This window comes from Hungatella sp. L36, assembly GCF_014288035.1.
In genome coordinates, this window is record NZ_JACOPC010000023.1 from 43,711 (window position 1) to 60,391 (window position 16,681).

Here is a 16,681-nt window from a genome sequence, read left to right on the forward strand (position 1 = left end):
TCCTCCTTGCAGGCTTATTTTTTTCAGCCGTCTTTAACGGCTCTGTTTTAACCTTTGACAGATCCGGCCGACACACCGCCCACTATGTATTTCTGCCCCAGAATAAAGACCAGCAGCACGGGCGCCAGTGTCAGCATGATATCCGCCGCCACCAGGTTCCAGGAATTCTGGAAGGCCCCGAAGAAGTTATAGACGGCAAGCGTCATGGGCCATTTTCTGGAATTGTTTAAGTAATACAGCGGCATGGTAAAATCGTTCCATACTGCCATGAAATCCAGCACAAACAGCGTGGAAACAATCGGTTTCAACAGCGGCGCAATCACCTTTAAGAAGAGCTGCCACGGCTTGCATCCGTCGATGACCGCCGCCTCGTCAATCTCACGCGGAATCGTCGCCACAAAGCCGTAGGCCAGAAACAGGCTCAGCGGTATGTTGATCGCGGCATATAAGAGAATGATGCCGATTCTGGTGTTGACCAGATGAAACGCCTGCATAACCTTCATCAAAGCCACATTGTTGATCGGCATGGCGATGCCGGAGATGATAAAGTAATATAGAAAACGGTTGACGCCCTTCTGGTTTCTGGATATGACGAAGGCTGCTGCCGCAACCAGTCCGACTACGATGATTACGCTGCCGGCCGCATAGAGGAGTCCGTTGAAGAAGGAGGACACCAGTTTTCCCTGTTCGATGACGGTGGCATAGTTTTCAAATACCCATTTCGTCGGGAGTGACAGCGTCATCCGGTTGGCCTCGGCTGAGGTCTTAAAGGAATTTAAGAACAGCACCACCAGCGGGATAATGACGATCAGGCTGATTACGATCGAGATCAGGTTTCCGGCCACACGGCCGATGGTTCTGCCGGTTCTTCCCATCATGCTTCCACCTCCTTATTTTCCATGGATTTGATGATAAAGTAAAGCAGCGCCAGCACAAAGAAAAACAGGACGCTGGACAGCGTGGTGCCCATGGCTAAATCTCCCTTGGAGAATTCCTTGTAAACAGCTGTATTGATTACGCCTGTAGCGTTTCCCGGGCCTCCGTTTGTCAGGGAATAGATCATATCGAATACGCGCAGACCGTATGTAACATTTAAAACCGTTACATTGACAAGAACCGGCTTTAATAAGGGCAGCGTGATATCCCACAGCTTCTGGAAAAAATTGGCGCCGTCGATGCTGGCCGCCTCGTAGTACTCCGGCGAGATGGACATCAGCCCGGCGATGACGACAACCATGATGTAGCCCATGCCCTTCCAGGTATCCACGGTCATGACCGTCGGGAACACCAGACTTAAATCGGTCAGCCAGTTTTTAGCCAGCCCGTCAAGCCCGATTCCCCTCAGAAAATTATTTAGGAAGCCGGTGGTTGGATGGAGCATGCTCCGGAACACGAGGCCGACCACCAGATACGACATGACCTGTGGGGAAAAGATGATCATGCGCTGGAAATTCTTGCATTTGATAAACTTCTGGGTCAGAAGAAGGGCCAGCGCAAGGCCGACAACCGTCTTCATGACCGTGGTAACAACCGTGAACAGCACGGTGTTGCCGATATATTTTAAGTACTCGGAATTGCCCTGAAAGATCTTTTTATAGTTGGTAAGGCCGACAAAATTGATCTCATCACTGAAATTGTTCCAGTCTGTAAACGAATATGCGATACCCAGCAGACCTGGAAGGAAGCACAGCAGGAAAAAGAGGATCGCCGCGCCGCTGGCAAAGTACCAGGGATATAATTTGTTTCTGTTCATAACCGTACCTCCTTTCCGCTGCCGTTATTTTACCCAGCCCGGGTCCTTCTGCAGCTCCGCCTGTTCAGTACGCCGTCTCATGATCGTATCCAGCACATCCTGGGGCGTCATGGCTCCGGTATACATTGCCTCCAAATCTTTTCCAACATCCATCCACTGGCTGTCGATGTAGTTCACAGAAGTCTGCACCACGTTGGCTTTTGTGAGGGAATCTAAGAACTTCTGGTCCTCATCGGAGTATTTGCTCTTAATCTCCGGCCAGCAGAGCGCACTTAATTCCGGCTGTCCGTCGAGACGCTTCTGAAGGTTTTCCGGTTTCGCCAGGAACTCGAAGAACTGTTTTGCCTCTTCCACGTATTTGCTGTCCTTGTTGATAAAGTAGGCATTGCTGGCGGGATTGACGCCGACCGCTTTGTTGTCATCCCACGGCATAACGAACGCCCCCAGCTTCTCTGTCGCCTTGAAGTCCGGATAATCGGCTTCGATCTCACCGCGGAATCCCAGCTCGGCAATGGTCATGGCGCACCGCTCCGTGGCTATGGCCTCTTTTGCATTCTCCCATGCGTTGCTTAAGTAGTCATCTCCGAAGTATCCGGCTTTTGCGCACTCATCTAATTCTGTGATGATGTTCAGTAAGTGGGGAATGGAGTCTAAATCCACTTCATTCGCATTTAACTTGTTGTAGACCTCAGGATCATCGGCCAGCCATAATCCGCCGGTCTCAAACAGGGGAAGTACCTGATGCCAGCCGTTTGTGGTGGCTTCATAGACTGGTGTCGTTCCGGAATCCTGAATGGTCTGGCAGACCGCCCTGAATTCTTCGTATGTAGCAGGCGCCTCCAGTCCAAGCTGGCTGAATATGTCTTTATTATACAGATAGAAATACATCTTCGCTCCCGGGAAGGTGATGCCGTATACCTTGTCATCCACGGAGACAGCCGAACGGGCGCTGTCTTCCATGCGGCTCACCCACTCCTGTCCGGTCAGCTCCGCACTGTACTGGTCCATGTGAATGCTGGAGGCCAGACCGATGGGCGTATCCACACAGATGATATCCGGCGCCTCCCCGGAATCCAGCTTCACCTTAATTAAGTCTCTCCACTGGGCGTCGGGGGAAATCTGGAAGTCGATTTTGATTCCGGTCTCAGCTTCGAATTCCTTTGCTAAATCCTGGACGATTCCCGATGTCGGAAGGCCGCTCTGGTGGCTGCCAAAGGTCAGGGTTACGCTCTTCTTCCCATCCTTTGCCGCACCTGTATTGCTGTCTGATCCACAGCCCGTCACCACTGCCGCCGCCATGACCGCCGCCATAGAAAGGCTTAATGCTCTCTTTATCATCTTTTTCATATCTGTTCTCCTTTTCTCAACTGATTCTCACTCTTTTTCCACACTTGTCTTTTGTGCCTATATTTTATCGATAAAATACATTTCATTTAGCGTAAATTCATCATAACATAAGAGTCATTTTTACAAAATAGACAATTCCGAACTACCATTTGCATTTTTTTGAACTACATTGTATAATAGCACTCACGAAGGGAGGTGCGTTCTTATCAAAAAGACGACAAAGCATTATTCCCAAAAGATGTATCTTTTTGTCATATATGGCCTGTTCATCCTGCTTCTGCTGGGGATTTTTTTCTTTTTCACCTACACGCATTACAGGAAAAATGCTCTGGAAGAAGCGAGAAAAGATTTAGAAAACATGTGCGCCTCTGTAGAAGATTCTGTGGAAACCCAGTTAAACAACATATCGACCATTTCCATGAATATCGTATACTCCAACGCGGTAAAGTCCAATTTCAAAGAGTTCTCAGCCTCCTATCGGAGGAACGGAACGGACCCGCGCCGTCTGGCGGCCTCCCGTGAGAAGGCTCTGGCCATCCACGATATTGTCACCGCGATCATCGGCGCCTATCAGTCGGCCTCCGATGTCCGGATCTACACCATGGACGGTTCCGTGGCCGGATACTGGCTGCTGCTCTCTTCCGTAGACTTGGATTCGCTTCCCTGGTACGAGGAGACCATGGCGCAAAACGGCCACATGTATATCAGCAACCCGGAAGTGCAGAAGGATTTACCCGCAAGGGGCGGCAATAAGGATTCTCAGAAGTTCATATCCCTGGTGCGTCTGTTTCTCGACACCGCGGGACAGCCGGAGGGCATCGTCGAGGTCATACAGGACTGCGATACCATCTTCTCCCTGGCGACCCAGCTGGAAAACCAGAACCCTGACAGCCGTGTCTACATTTACAATTCCAGAAAAGAGCTGGTCTACCCCTACAATGATACGAAAGTTGTGCCCGATTACTACGGGCTGATTGAGCGCAGAGGCCTTCCGGAAAATACCGGCAGGCTTTTAAAAACCGATACAGGCGAGAACCTTCTCTTTACATACCGGACCACGCCGGACTATAACTGGACCGTGATCTTAACGAAGCCGAAAGCGGCCATCTACGAGCCTCTTAACACCTTCCGGGTAATGTTCGCCCTGATCGGTATTTTCTCCATTTTACTCACCCTGCTGATCTGTTTCTATATCTCAGAACGGCTGACGGCACCGCTTCGGAAGCTGACGGCGGCCACCGGCAAGATTACCATCAACCGGGTGCTGGACGAGAATAAGGTGAATCTAACTTCCGCGGACAGCAATATCACAGAGCTTTCCATGCTTTGCGAATCCATCCGCAGTATGTATGAGAAGCTCCGCAGCACCTCCCAGGAAGTGCTCTTATCCCAGAGCGAGGAGACGAGAGCCAAGCTGCAGGCCACACAGTCGCTGATCAATCCGCATTTTCTCTATAACAGCCTGACGAATATCAGCGTCATGGCCGAGGAGGAGATGAATGAGGACATCATTCAGATGTGCCAGGCCCTGTGCGATTATTTCCGGTATATCTCCTCCTCCAGCGAGATGATCGTTCCGTTAAAAGAGGAGATCTTCTACACCAAACGGTACTTAGAGATCATGCAGATGCGTTATACCGAGGAATTTCATTACACCTTTGCCATTGAGGAAGAGGCCGAAAACATCTGCATTCCCAAATTGATCATCCAGCCGCTGGTGGAAAACGCCTTCAAATACGCCTTCGACAAACAGCCGCCCTGGGAGCTCACCATCTCCGCTTCCATCGAACACGACCGCTGGCTGCTGAGAATCCAGGACAACGGCGGCAATCTAAAAGATGAGAAGAAGCAGGAGCTGCTCCGCCTGTACCGGAACTTAAACCTCAATGAGGAGTTGAAATCCATGCAGATCGGAGGCATGGGACTGAAGAACGTATATCTCCGGCTGAAACTGCTTTACGGAGAGAAGGCAGTATTTGAAATTGAAAATACACTGCCGCTTAAGACGATCTTTATCCTTGGCGGGCCTGTTTACCATTCAAAGCCGCTCCACTAAGTTCGTGAAAAACCTCACTATACCCGATAAAGCGGGGCACGCTGAGTGGAGATGACAAGTATCGCACGTAAGAGACCAAAATACGGTCTCTAAGTGCTCATAACGAGGAGGAATACCATGAGCAGCATCCCCCATTATAAGTATCTGGTCGTGGAGGACGAAAGCCTGATACGCAAAAACTTAATAAAAAAGATCACAGCCCTGGAACTGCCGCTTACCCTGATTGGGGAGGCGGCCAATGGAATGGAGGCCATCGTAAAGGTGGAAAAGGACTGTCCCGACCTTGTCATCACAGACATCCGCATGCCGCAGTGCGACGGCCTGGAGCTGTCCCGGTATCTGCACAAGAATCATCCGGGAGTGAAGATCATCATTCTCAGCGGCTATGACGACTTTTCCTACGCTCAGGCCGCCATCAAGTTCGCAGTCAGGGATTATCTGTTAAAACCGGTGACCGCGCAGGCGCTCTCCGAGTCGCTTCAGAAGCTGCTGATCACGATGGGGACGGAGACCGAGGAACTGGAGACCTACCGGACCAGGAACAGCGCCCTGGATCAGAAGTCCATCTGCGAGCTTTTGGAAAAATATCTTCAGGAAAACTATCCGCACGACGTCTCCTTTCAGGAGCTGGCCGAGAAATTCGGATTTACGCCGGAGTATTTGGGGAAAATATTCAAGAAATATACGGGGGAAACTCCGTCCAAATACTTGACGAAGCTGAGAATGAACGAAGCCAAGCGGCTGCTCCTTAACAATCCGGACATGGAGATCCAGATGATCGGAGAGCTGGTCGGCTATAAAGACGGCTTCTACTTCAGCCGTGCATTTAAGAGTTATACGGGAATTCAGCCGAGTGAATTCAGAAACCGCTGATAAGTACACGTTCAGAATAGAATAAAGAATCCGACAAGCCGGATTCTTGCGCCGGAGCGCGGTTGCTTTAGGATCACTTTCCTATTACACAAAAAAGCTTTTAAGCACAAGATCTTATGCTTAAAAGCTTTTTAACTGGGCTACAAGGATTCGAACCTTGAAATGACGGAGTCAGAGTCCGTTGCCTTACCATTTGGCGATAGCCCATCAACACAACGGTTGTATTATACTATACGATATTCTCCTCGTCAAGCCCTTTTTCCATATTTTTTCTATTTTCTTTATTATTCCTTCAAATCAAACAGCTTAAACCATATTTCGTGTGCGGCAAATGACAGGGTTCGCGTCACGCCGCAGACGTCGCAGCAGCCGGCGGTTGGGTCTGTGGTTCGGCCGGCGCTTCCGTCGGAGGCTCAGTGGCCTGGGTGCTCTCCGTCTCCGGTACCGATTCTGTTTCGGCCGGTGATGTGGCAGAAGCCTCAGACGATTCCGTCGTCTGAGGCTGTGTTTCCGTTTCTTTTGTTTCTTCAGTTTCCGGCGGCACTACCGGTTCCTCGTTGGCATCGCCATCCCCGATTACCGGAGTCTCGAAGGTTCCCTTCACCGTCGTCTGCTTCCCGTTCTTCGGGGATATTCCGCCGAGAACGAACGTATATGAGGTTCCGCCTTCCAGGCCGCTTACGTAGATCTCACAGGTGGAGCTGTCCGTATCGCCTACCATGGCGGAATACGTGGTTCCGCCCTCATCCTTTACCGATACGGTGGGGTTCTTCCACTTTACCTTTGTCTTAAAGTTGACTGTCACCACACCATTCTCATAATCGACGTAATCGATCTTGATCTTCGCATCTGAGACCGGCACCTGCGCTTCCGTCGTCGGCGCCTCTGTCGTCATCACCGGCAGATCGGTGGGAGCCGGCGCTGTCGTCTGCGGAACCGGAGCCGCTGTCGTCTGATTCCCCGTCTCGGTCTCGGATTCCTCCGCCGTCGTCGTTTCCTCTGTCGTCGCCTCTGTTGTCACAGGCACTGTCGTGACCGGCTGCGTGGTCGTCTGGGCGGTGGTGGTCATATCCTCGCTCACACCCGCGTGGCCTCCTACCGCATAGGAACGCTCCGTAATCTCCTTTGCAATCTCCTCCATGGTCAGGGGAGCCAGCTTCTCCATGTCCTCCATGGTCAGAGCCGGATTCTGATCGATCAGTTCTTTCAAAAAATATGCTTTTCCATAGGATATTCCGTAATCGTCCGCCAGCGCCTTCACATGATCCTCTTCGATGACCTGCTGGTCGTATACCACGGCTTTCACCTGATTTTCTTCCAGGGAACTCTGAATATCATTCACGACCGACGACCGCAGGGCTGATGCCTTGCTGACGCTGTCGTTGGAGACTGTTACAAGAATGGCGTTGTCCAGATCATCCAGGTAGCCATGGGTCACCATGGAACCGATCACCGCGTTCACCGCCACATTGAGATCAACACCCTTTAGATTCATGTCTTCCATAATGGCTTTCGCGTCTTCGTTCAGCGGCTCTGCCTCCAGCACCCGGTTCTTCCGGTTCACGGACAGCTCCACGCTGGGATTGACATCGATGCCGATTACGGAGTCCACTTTTCCGTTGCGGTACGTATATGTGCCTCCGGCGACTGCCACCATACAGAGGCACGCCGCGGCCAGAGCTGCAACCACGCGCATCCGCTTTCGCATCACGGTGATGGAGCTCACGGCTCTTCCCGCCTCCTCATGCAGCTCCTCCGCTGCCATCTGGGGTACACTCAAATCGATTTTATCCAATACATTCGGAGTCAGGTCCATGACCGCAGACTTCAAATGCGCTTTTATCTGTTCTCTGTTCAGTTGTCTGTCGGTTTTGTGAAACATGAACACTTCCTCCTCTCTTTTTATTCCTTGATCTTTATGTCAGATAATTTTCTAATTTCTTCATTGCACGGTTATATTTAGACAGGACGGTAGCCAAAGGCATGCCTAATGAAGCTGCGATCTCCCGGTGCTTCATCCCGGCAGTCGCGTGCAGAAGGACAATCTCCCTCTCCTCTTCTTTCAGGATCTTGAGCGCCGCGGCCAAAACCAGCTTATCCGCCGCCTGTTCAATCTCCGGGCATACTTCCCCTGTCTCTTCGCCTTCCAGATCCTCAAATGCGATATCGGACTCATGCTTCTGATTGCGAAACTTCATGTAGCATAGATTCCTGGCTATGGTAAACATCCATGCCAGCGGCTTCCCCTGGGACTTGTAACCCGCAGCGGAAGTCCATACCTTTATATAGGTCTCCTGCATGATCTCTTCGGCATCCTGGGGATTCTTTACAATAGACAGGATAAACCCGTAAATTGACCGGTCTGTATTCTGATATAATTGTCTGAACGCTTCCTGGTCTCCCGTTCCAACCTTATTAAGGAGCACCTCATCGCTTAACCGGCCGTAGTCTTCCGGCCCATCAAGGCTCATCATACCCATAAACAACATGGAGTCGATTTCCTTTCTACTAAGTTAATGCAGGATGCTGTCTTCTTATTGCATATTATGGAAATTTTTTTGTTTCCTTATTCTTCCACACCAAAGCCGCTTTCTGTCGTCATGACCAGACAGCACCTGCTATCCCGCTCTGCTACCTTCTCTGTTATCTCTGTCCTGATCTGTTCTCTCGCCGCCCTGTCGTAATCCCTGGGAACGACCAGATCGAAGATCAGATTGATCTGTTTTTCACCTTCAACCATACGAAAATCGTGGAAACTGCATTTGGAATCGATGCTCTTAACGATAGCTTCCACCATTTTCTTAAATTCCGTTACCCTGCAGTCCTTCGTCTCAATGGGATCCATATGGATCACAAGGAAAATACCGAAGCGGCGCTGTGCCTCCCGCTCCACATAATCGATGATTTCGTGGGATTTTTCAATGCTTACATCATTCGGTACCTCCGCATGGATCGACGCCATGCTTCTGGAAGGCCCGTAATTATGTACGATCAGATCGTGACTTCCCACAATTCCGTCAAAGCTTTCAACAAATTCCGTGATCTCCTGGTAAAGCTTCGGATCGATGGGCTCTCCGATCAGGGGAGCCAAAGTATCCTTGGCAATCCCGACACCTGCCCACATGACGATAAGCGACACGATAAGGCCCACGATTCCATCGATATTGAGCCCCCAGATTCCGTAAACCAGAATGGACAGTATGGTCGCTGAGGTTGTGCCCACATCGCCCATGGAATCCGCCGCGGTCGCCATCATGACAGAGGAATGGATCCTCTTTCCCAGCTTTCTGTTAAACATTCCCATCCACAGCTTCACGCAGATGGACATGAGAAGAATAACTATGGAAATATACTTAAACGTCATCTCTTCCGGATGAAGAATCTTGCCGAGAGACGTCTTAAACAGCGAAAAACCCACCTGGATGACGATAAAAGCCACGATAAACGCCGCGATATACTCCACCCGGCCGTGTCCGAAGGGATGATCCTCATCCGCCGGCTTGCCCGCCATCTTCACGCCGATAAAGCCGATGATGGAGGAGGCCGCATCCGATAAGTTGTTAAATGCGTCAGCCATGACGGAAATGCTGTTGATCAGCAGTCCGATAAACAGCTTCGCAGCAAATAAAAGCACATTGCAGCAAATGCCCACGGTGCTGGCCATCAGGCCATACTCCGTTCTCACGCCGATATCTCCCGTATTCTCGTAATCCTTAACAAAAGTCTTCACTAAAAAATCTGTCATGTTACTCCCTGTCCTCATACATAACCCGCTCCAGAAACAGACCTTCCGGCGGCGCCGTAAAGCCGGCTGCCTGTCGGTCCAGTTTCAGCAGGATTTCCTTCATTTCCTGTGGACTGCGCTCTCCGAGCCCAATCTCGATCAGCGTTCCCGTGAGAATTCTGACCATATGATATAAAAAACCGTTTCCCGTATAGCGGATCAACAGTTTTGTTCCTTCTTTTTCAAATGTGATATCCGAAATCGTCCTCACTGTGGACTTTTTCATCTTTTTGTTGCCGCAGAAGCTCTTGAAATCGTGTTCCCCCAGAACACAGGCCGCCGCTTCCTCCATCCGTTTCACCGACAGAGGCTTTCCGAGCCCGTAACAGTACTTCCGCTCGAATACATCCTTCTTCGGTCCCATCTCAATCCTGTATAAATACGTCTTTTTCACAGCATTCAACCTGCTGTGGAACTTGTCCGGCACCGTCTCCACAGAGAGCACGGCGATATCCTCCGGCAGGTACTGATTAAAGTATGCCCTGATCTGGTCTTCCGTCATACCGGTATCTGCATGGAAATTAGCCGTCTGGGCCAGAGCATGGACTCCGGCGTCTGTCCGCCCCGATCCGTGCACCTCCACCGGCCGTCCGGTGAGCTTCAGTAAAATCCCCTCCAGCTTACCCTGAAGCGTGTTTCCTGTATTACCCTGTTTCTGCCAGCCGTCATAGCGGCTTCCGTCATACTGAAGAACTATCTTATAATTTTTTATCACGTTTTTTTACTCCCGTCCTGCTTAAAATCCGTCCAGCTGCCATAAATACCACGGTTCCGAAGGCCGCTCCCGCACAGTCCAGCCAGACATCGCTGATCTGTCCTGACCGGCCGGCCACAAAAAGCTGTATCGTCTCATCGGTAAACGGCACCAGAAAGCTTACAAGCACCTGAGACAGAACGCGCCTGTCCAGTGACAGGGCAAACGTCCGAAAACAGAGGCAGAGCAGTATTCCCAGCGCGGCGTATTCCGTAAAATGCGCCGTCTTGCGGATCACATGCTCCGTAATGATAGTGCTGTCCACGCCTCCCGCTGTCAGAACCTGCTGTACCAGCTTAAGCACCGCCCCGCTGTCCGCGGAGGAGAGGTCGGCCGTCTTCATGGAATTGGAGAAAATAAACAGCACGTAAAGCACCGCCGCGGCACTCCAGAGATACTGTCTCCTCTTCGCTGTCATCGCAGCATACCGCTTTCATCAACCAGCCTCGCCGCTTTTTTAAGCACGTCCTCATCCTGGACGAGGGCCAGCCTCACATATCCCTCGCCGGAAGGTCCGAAGGCGCTTCCCGGAGTGACCAGAAGTCCTGCCTTTTCGGCCAGTTCCATGGCAAAGGAGGTGGAATCGGAAAAATTATCCGGTATCTTCGCCCACACGAACATGGTGGCCTCCGGCTTGTCCATCTTCCATCCGATCTCCGTCATCCCGTCACACAGGGCGTCCCGTCTGCGCTCATAGGCCTTTCTCGTGGTCTCCACACAGGCCTGGTCTCCCGTAATCGCCGCGACCGCCGCCTTCTGGACAGGCAGAAACATGCCGTAATCCATATTGGATTTCAGCATCTTCAAGTGGCTCACCACCTCTTCATTGCCCACACAGAAGCCGATTCTCGCGCCTGCCAGCCCGTAGGTCTTGGACAGGGAGTTAAATTCCACGCCAACCTCTTTTGCACCTGGAAAATGAAGGAAGCTTCCGCACGTCTTCCCGTCAAATACCAGCTCGCTGTACGCGTTGTCGTGCAGGACGATGATGTCATACTTTTTCGCAAACGCGATGACCTCCTCGTAAAAGCAGTCCGGCGCCATGACCGTGGTCGGATTGTTCGGGTAAGAAATGACCATAAGTTTCGCCTTTTTCGCCGTCTCTTCCGGAATCTCGCTCACATCGATGATGTATCCGTTTTCCTTTCTCTGAGGCATATAAAAAAGGGTGGCACCCGCCAGAAGAGGACCATCCGCAAAAACAGGATAACAGGGATCGGGAACCAGAACGACATCTCCCTCATCGGCAACAGACAGCGCAATATGGGCCAGTCCTTCCTGAGATCCCAAAAGCGAACAGATCTCCGTCTCCGGATTCAGGCTCACGCCGTAGCGCCTCTCATACCACTGGGCTGCCGCCTCCAAAAGCTCCTTCTGGTCGCTGATGGCATAGACGTAATTCTTCGGATCCGCAGCCGCCTCGCACAGGGCATCGGTAATATGTCTGGCCGGCGGTATGTTAGGCGCCCCCACGCCTAAATCGATCACGGTCTCTCCCCGCTCTTCCTTCTGTCTTTTTATCTCCAGTAATTTAGAAAATATTCCTTCTCCGAATCGGTCCATTCTCTCAGCAAACTGCATCGATTTCTTTCCACCTCGCACTTCCATCAAGATTTTATCAAAATCCATAATGTATATTATTATAGTACAAAGGTGGACATAATACAAGAAAAGTTTCAGGAGGGCGGCCAGCCAGCGCCGCATCCGTTTCTGCCGGTGTCTTTGCATGACTGGAGTATTTTTCTATACATATACGAAAATTCCTCAAAAGACGGCTGCCCGACTTCTGAGGAATCTGATATCCATATTCACGGCCGCGCAGCTCTGCGTACTGCATCGGGCCTGTCCCGCTCCGGGGCGTATCGTATTTCTTCTACTGCACCGATTCCAAATAGGCCAGGACCGCCTTCAGGCAGCCGTCCACGCCCACCAGACCGCTTTCCAGAGAAAGGTGGTAGTTCTGGGCCTTTCCCCACTCATTACCGGTGTAATACTGATAGTAATCCTTCCGTTTCCGGTCGACCTCGCGGATTCTGCTCTCCATCTTCACAGGATCGACGCCTGTCTCCAGGGAATTCATACGTTTGATCCGGTCCTTCATCCTGGCGTAAATGAACAGATTCACACTATTCTCCAGAACCATGTCCGCGCACCGTCCAACGATCACACAGGGGCCCTGGTCCGCCAGCTTCCGGATCACCCTGGACTGCGCCAAAAAGATCTGATCCGACATGGGAACCTGATAGATGGAAGAAAATGGCGAGTAGAAATGGCGGTCCAGCGGATCTTTTATGAACGGCATGTTCTCATCATAATGAAGAAATGCGTCCTCCGACATGTCGCTCTCCTCTGCAGCCATGGAAATCAATTCCTTATCGTAAAACGGAATTCCCAGACTCTCAGCCAGTTTCACTCCCAGTTCACGCCCGCCGCTTCCAAATTCACGACTGATTGTAATCGCTCTTTCCATAAACCATTCCTCCTTGTCCTGAGCACTCAAAACGGCTGAAACAGGCCGCATGTGTACGATGTATGTGCTAAAACTCATACCTGCATTGTACCACATCCGGCCGTTTCTGTACACCATTTTGCATACCGTTTCTGTGTGCCTGTCCGGGAGTCTTTATAAGAGTCTCTTCAGGTTATGACAAACATACTTCAGGACCCGCGCTGCCGCGCTTTCAGTTCCTCCACGATCGAAACACTGGCCGTCGATCCGATCCGGCTCACCCCCATACCGATCATCTCAAGCGCCGTGTCAAGCGTTCGGATTCCCCCCGCCGCCTTTATCTTCACCGCATCTCCCACCATCCGCTTCATCAGCATAATATCAGCTGCCGTGGCGCCGCCGCTCCCAAAGCCAGTCGAGGTCTTGATAAAATCAGGCCGCACCTCCAGGGCAATCCGGCAGAGCGCCTCCTTCTCCTGATCCGTCAAATAGCAGTTTTCAAAGATGACCTTGGAGATTACTCCCGCCTTTCTGCACGTCTCCACGATGGAAGCCATCTCCCGCTCCACGTATCCGTAGTTCTTCTCTTTCAGCTCCGTCAGGTTTACGACGTAGTCGATCTCATCGGCCCCGTTTCGGATGGCCTCTTTCGTCTCACTGGCCTTGTCGTTGATCGTCGTCTGCCCCAGCGGAAAACCGATGGCGGCTCCCACATGGACATCGGAGCCGGAAAGCAGCTCCCTGCACAGAGCCACCGGGGCCGGATTGATGGCTACCATCCGGAATCCGTATTCCCTGCTCTCCCTGCACAGCTTCTCAAAATCGGCCCGTACCGCATAGGCCTTCAGCTGGGTATGATCAAAATACCCGGCCAGTTCCTTTGGCGTTATCTTCATGTCTGTCTCCCTCCTCATTCCTTACCTGGCCAGCTCCAGAATCTCCATCACCGCCGTCTGGTCCAGTTTTTCCATACTTCCCAGGCTGCCGCCCGCAACTGCGCGCCCGGCCATTCGTGAAAACTGGCTGTCATCGATTCCGGCCTCTGTGAGCGTGGTAAAAAGCCCCAGTCTCCGGAAGAAATTCTCCAGGCAGCTGATTCCCAGCGCGGCCAGCTCATCCTCCCGCTTATCCTCCGCTTCGATTCCGAATACCCTTTCCGCAAACTGTGCAAAACGCGCCGGATTTCTCCTGCTCACAGCCTTCATCCACGCCGGAAATACGATGGCCAGCCCCGCTCCGTGGGCAATGTCGTAGAGGGCGCTCAGCTCGTGCTCAATGTTATGGCTGGCCCAGTCCTCTTCCCTTCCTTTTCCCAACAGTCCGTTGTGGGCTACATTTCCCGCCCACATGAGTTCGGCCCAGACCTCGTACCGGTCCGGATCCGCTAATGCCAGCGGCGCATTGTGGATGATCGTCTTCATGGTCGCCTCACAGAGACGGTCTGACAGCTCCGTGTTCCCATTGGGAGAGAAATACCGTTCCATCACATGGGCCAGTATATCGGCGCTTCCCGCTGCAATCTGCCGTTTCGGAAGCGTGTAACAGAGCTCCGGATTTAAAATGGCAAACTTCGGATACAAAAGCGGTGAGCAGAACGACTTCTTCTCATTCTCCTCCTCTCTCGTAATCACGCTGCCGTCACTGCTTTCGCTCCCGGCCGCCGGAATGGTTAAGACCACCCCCGTGGGAAGGACTCTCTCCGGCCGCTTCTCCGTATGGTAAAAATCCCACACATCGCCCGGATATAAGACGCCTGCCGCAATGGCCTTCGCCGTGTCGATCACGCTGCCACCTCCTGCTGCCAGCACGAAATCCAGCCCTTCTCGCCTGCACAGCAAAATCCCCTGATGCACCAGCGACAGTCTGGGATTGGGACGGACGCCCCCCAGCTCCCGGTATTCCACTCCCGCCTCTGTCAGTGATTTTGTGATCGCACCGTACGTCCCCGCAGCTTTTAAGCTCTCTCCTCCATACAGCAGCAGAATCCGCCTGGAGTAAGCGGCCGTTTCCCGCCCCACCTCGTTATGGGTTCCCCTTCCAAACAGGATGCGGGTAGGATTGTACCAGATAAAATTATTCATGTTTTTCCCCCATCTCTTTCCGATAAGCGCCCAGTTCGCCATAGACTCCCGTCAGAGCGTCATACGCATGGTTAAATATCTCATACAGGCGGTCGTACCGCAGACGGTTTTCCTCCCTCGGCATCACCGTATCCACGATGGCGTTAATCCTTTTCGCCTCGGAGAAATCCCGGTATATTCCCACGCCCACGCCGGCGCACACCGCCGCGCCCATGCTGGTTGCCTCCTCCCGGTATGCCGGTATTTTTAATGGCATCTGGAAGATATCCGAGAGAATCCGGGGCCACGTCTGCCCCTTGGCACCTCCGCCGATGAGCATCAGCTCCTTCATCTCACGTTCCCGCTGCATACTCTCTAAAATAACCCGCAGATTGAAACCAACGCCTTCCAGCACGGCCCTGGATAAGTCATGTTTTCCGGTCGTCACCGACATGCCCAAAAAGGCGCCTCTGGCATCCGGATTCCAGCGCGGTGAGCGCTCCCCCAGAAGATAGGGCAGGTATAGAAGACCGCCCGCTCCCGGTGTGGATTCCATGATTCCCCTGTTGATCCGCTCATAAGGGCTTTCTCCCGTTTTCGCGGCCTCCTCCATCTCTCCGCGGCACAGCGTATTGCGGTACCACTGATAGGAATAGCCTGCCGCCTGCATGGTACCGCAGGGAGTATAGAGCTCCGGGTCCAGATGAACCCAGTTAAATGTCCGCATCTCAGGATCGAATAACGGCTCCCTCGACGCCAGCGATATCCAGGACGATGATCCCAGCACCAGATAGGCACTCCCCTCATCCACCACACCAGCCCCGACACAGGCGCAGCTTCCATCCCCGCCTCCGATCACGACAGGCGTTCCCTCCAAAAGTCCGGTGGCCTCTGCGGCTGCTTTCGTCACGCCCCCGGCGATATCGGTCGATGGATGCAGCTCCGGAAGCAGCTCTTCATCGAGGTCCAGTGCCCTTAAGATCTCTTCGGACCACATTTTCGCCCGGATATCGAAGAGATTCGTTCCCGACGCGTCGCTGTAATCCGTCACGAACTTCCCCGTCAGACGGCAGATGATGAAATCCTTGGCGTGCAGCATCTTATAACAGCGGCGATAGACGTCCGGCTCGCGGCGGCGCACCCATAAAAGCTTTGCCGCGGAATAGGAGGCGCTGAGCCGGTGGCCCGTAATCTCATATCCGCGCTCCATACCGATACGTTCCACCATCCACCGTTCCTCTTCCACCGCTCTCGTATCCGCCCAGATGATCATCGGGCGCAGGGGATTCCCCTCCCGGTCCACAGGCAGGCAGCCCATCATCTGGGCGCTGAAGGACACGGCAGCTATCCTTTCCGGCCGCATCCCTGTTTTTTCCAGAAGCTCTCTCGTCGACGCACAGACCGCATTCCACCAGTCCTCCGGGTCCTGTTCCACAAATCCCGGCTGCGGGTAACTCGTTGGATATTCGTGGACACAGCTGGCCACCAGCGTTCCGTCCACACGGTAGAGTGTGGCCTTATTTCCGCTGGTTCCCAGATCGTGGGCCAGAATACAGGTGCCCCCGCGGTCTCCCGCATTTCCTAAAGTTCCCTGTCCCATGGCGC

At 52.5% G+C, this 16,681-nt stretch carries 15 protein-coding genes and 1 tRNA gene; 2 read left to right on the forward strand and 14 right to left on the reverse strand.

Features of this window, described 5'->3' with window-relative positions; all coding sequences use genetic code 11:
- Positions 1–47 precede the first annotated feature (47 nt).
- From H8S80_RS31105 to H8S80_RS31115, 3 genes are read right to left on the reverse strand one after another with little or no spacing between them, the layout of a single operon-like run.
- Positions 48–878 carry a carbohydrate ABC transporter permease gene (locus H8S80_RS31105; RefSeq protein WP_373266135.1) on the reverse strand — a complete coding sequence of 277 codons (831 nt, stop codon included), beginning with the start codon at positions 876–878 and terminating at the stop codon, positions 48–50.
- Entirely contained in the window at positions 875–1,753 is an 879-nt protein-coding gene (locus H8S80_RS31110; protein ID WP_002602290.1) for a carbohydrate ABC transporter permease, read from the reverse strand. Before H8S80_RS31110 ends, H8S80_RS31105 begins: the two co-directional genes overlap by 4 nt.
- A gap of 24 nt (positions 1,754–1,777) precedes the next feature.
- On the reverse strand, positions 1,778–3,100 hold the full coding sequence (locus H8S80_RS31115) for an ABC transporter substrate-binding protein (protein WP_117633462.1): 1,323 nt from the start codon (positions 3,098–3,100) through the stop codon (positions 1,778–1,780).
- 382 nt (positions 3,101–3,482) lie between these two features.
- On the opposite strand from H8S80_RS31115, the gene H8S80_RS31120 reads away from it, so the two are divergent.
- Together H8S80_RS31120 and H8S80_RS31125 are read left to right on the forward strand one after the other, a co-directional pair.
- Entirely contained in the window at positions 3,483–5,156 is a 1,674-nt protein-coding gene (locus tag H8S80_RS31120; protein WP_243010382.1) for a cache domain-containing sensor histidine kinase, read from the forward strand.
- 117 nt (positions 5,157–5,273) lie between these two features.
- Positions 5,274–6,029, forward strand: coding sequence for a response regulator transcription factor (locus H8S80_RS31125; RefSeq protein ID WP_002602287.1), 756 nt, complete (start codon positions 5,274–5,276; stop codon positions 6,027–6,029).
- Positions 6,030–6,164: 135 nt separating this feature from the next.
- Here the strand turns inward: H8S80_RS31125 and H8S80_RS31130 are convergent.
- From H8S80_RS31130 to xylB, 11 genes are all read right to left on the reverse strand, one after another.
- A tRNA-Gln gene (locus H8S80_RS31130) sits at positions 6,165–6,236 on the reverse strand.
- Between the two features lie 139 nt (positions 6,237–6,375).
- A complete protein-coding gene (locus tag H8S80_RS31135; protein ID WP_029466941.1) occupies positions 6,376–7,911 on the reverse strand; it encodes an anti-sigma-I factor RsgI family protein in 1,536 nt (511 codons plus the stop codon).
- 34 nt (positions 7,912–7,945) lie between these two features.
- The gene (locus H8S80_RS31140; protein WP_002602284.1) at positions 7,946–8,518 is read right to left on the reverse strand and encodes an RNA polymerase sigma factor; all 573 of its coding nucleotides are present in this window, start codon (positions 8,516–8,518) and stop codon (positions 7,946–7,948) included.
- A gap of 77 nt (positions 8,519–8,595) precedes the next feature.
- Positions 8,596–9,774, reverse strand: a complete 1,179-nt coding sequence (locus H8S80_RS31145; RefSeq protein WP_181988050.1) for a cation diffusion facilitator family transporter — start codon at positions 9,772–9,774, stop codon at positions 8,596–8,598.
- Between the two features lies 1 nt (position 9,775).
- On the reverse strand, positions 9,776–10,528 hold the full coding sequence (gene truA, locus H8S80_RS31150; protein ID WP_002602282.1) for a tRNA pseudouridine(38-40) synthase TruA: 753 nt from the start codon (positions 10,526–10,528) through the stop codon (positions 9,776–9,778).
- Positions 10,512–10,985 (reverse strand): VanZ family protein, encoded by a 474-nt coding sequence (locus H8S80_RS31155; RefSeq protein WP_002602281.1) that lies wholly within the window; start codon positions 10,983–10,985, stop codon positions 10,512–10,514. The genes truA and H8S80_RS31155 overlap by 17 nt, the downstream gene beginning before the upstream one ends.
- Positions 10,982–12,148, reverse strand: coding sequence for an aminotransferase class I/II-fold pyridoxal phosphate-dependent enzyme (locus H8S80_RS31160; RefSeq protein WP_002602280.1), 1,167 nt, complete (start codon positions 12,146–12,148; stop codon positions 10,982–10,984). The genes H8S80_RS31155 and H8S80_RS31160 overlap by 4 nt, the downstream gene beginning before the upstream one ends.
- A gap of 292 nt (positions 12,149–12,440) precedes the next feature.
- Positions 12,441–13,037: a cytidylate kinase-like family protein gene (locus tag H8S80_RS31165; protein ID WP_002602279.1), complete on the reverse strand. Its 597-nt coding sequence runs from the start codon at positions 13,035–13,037 to the stop codon at positions 12,441–12,443.
- A gap of 188 nt (positions 13,038–13,225) precedes the next feature.
- On the reverse strand, positions 13,226–13,912 hold the full coding sequence (deoC, locus tag H8S80_RS31170; RefSeq protein WP_117633466.1) for a deoxyribose-phosphate aldolase: 687 nt from the start codon (positions 13,910–13,912) through the stop codon (positions 13,226–13,228).
- Between the two features lie 21 nt (positions 13,913–13,933).
- Positions 13,934–15,097 carry an iron-containing alcohol dehydrogenase gene (locus tag H8S80_RS31175; RefSeq protein ID WP_117633467.1) on the reverse strand — a complete coding sequence of 388 codons (1,164 nt, stop codon included), beginning with the start codon at positions 15,095–15,097 and terminating at the stop codon, positions 13,934–13,936.
- On the reverse strand, positions 15,090–16,676 hold the full coding sequence (gene xylB / locus H8S80_RS31180) for a xylulokinase (RefSeq protein ID WP_117633468.1): 1,587 nt from the start codon (positions 16,674–16,676) through the stop codon (positions 15,090–15,092). The genes H8S80_RS31175 and xylB overlap by 8 nt, the downstream gene beginning before the upstream one ends.
- Positions 16,677–16,681: the final 5 nt, after the last annotated feature.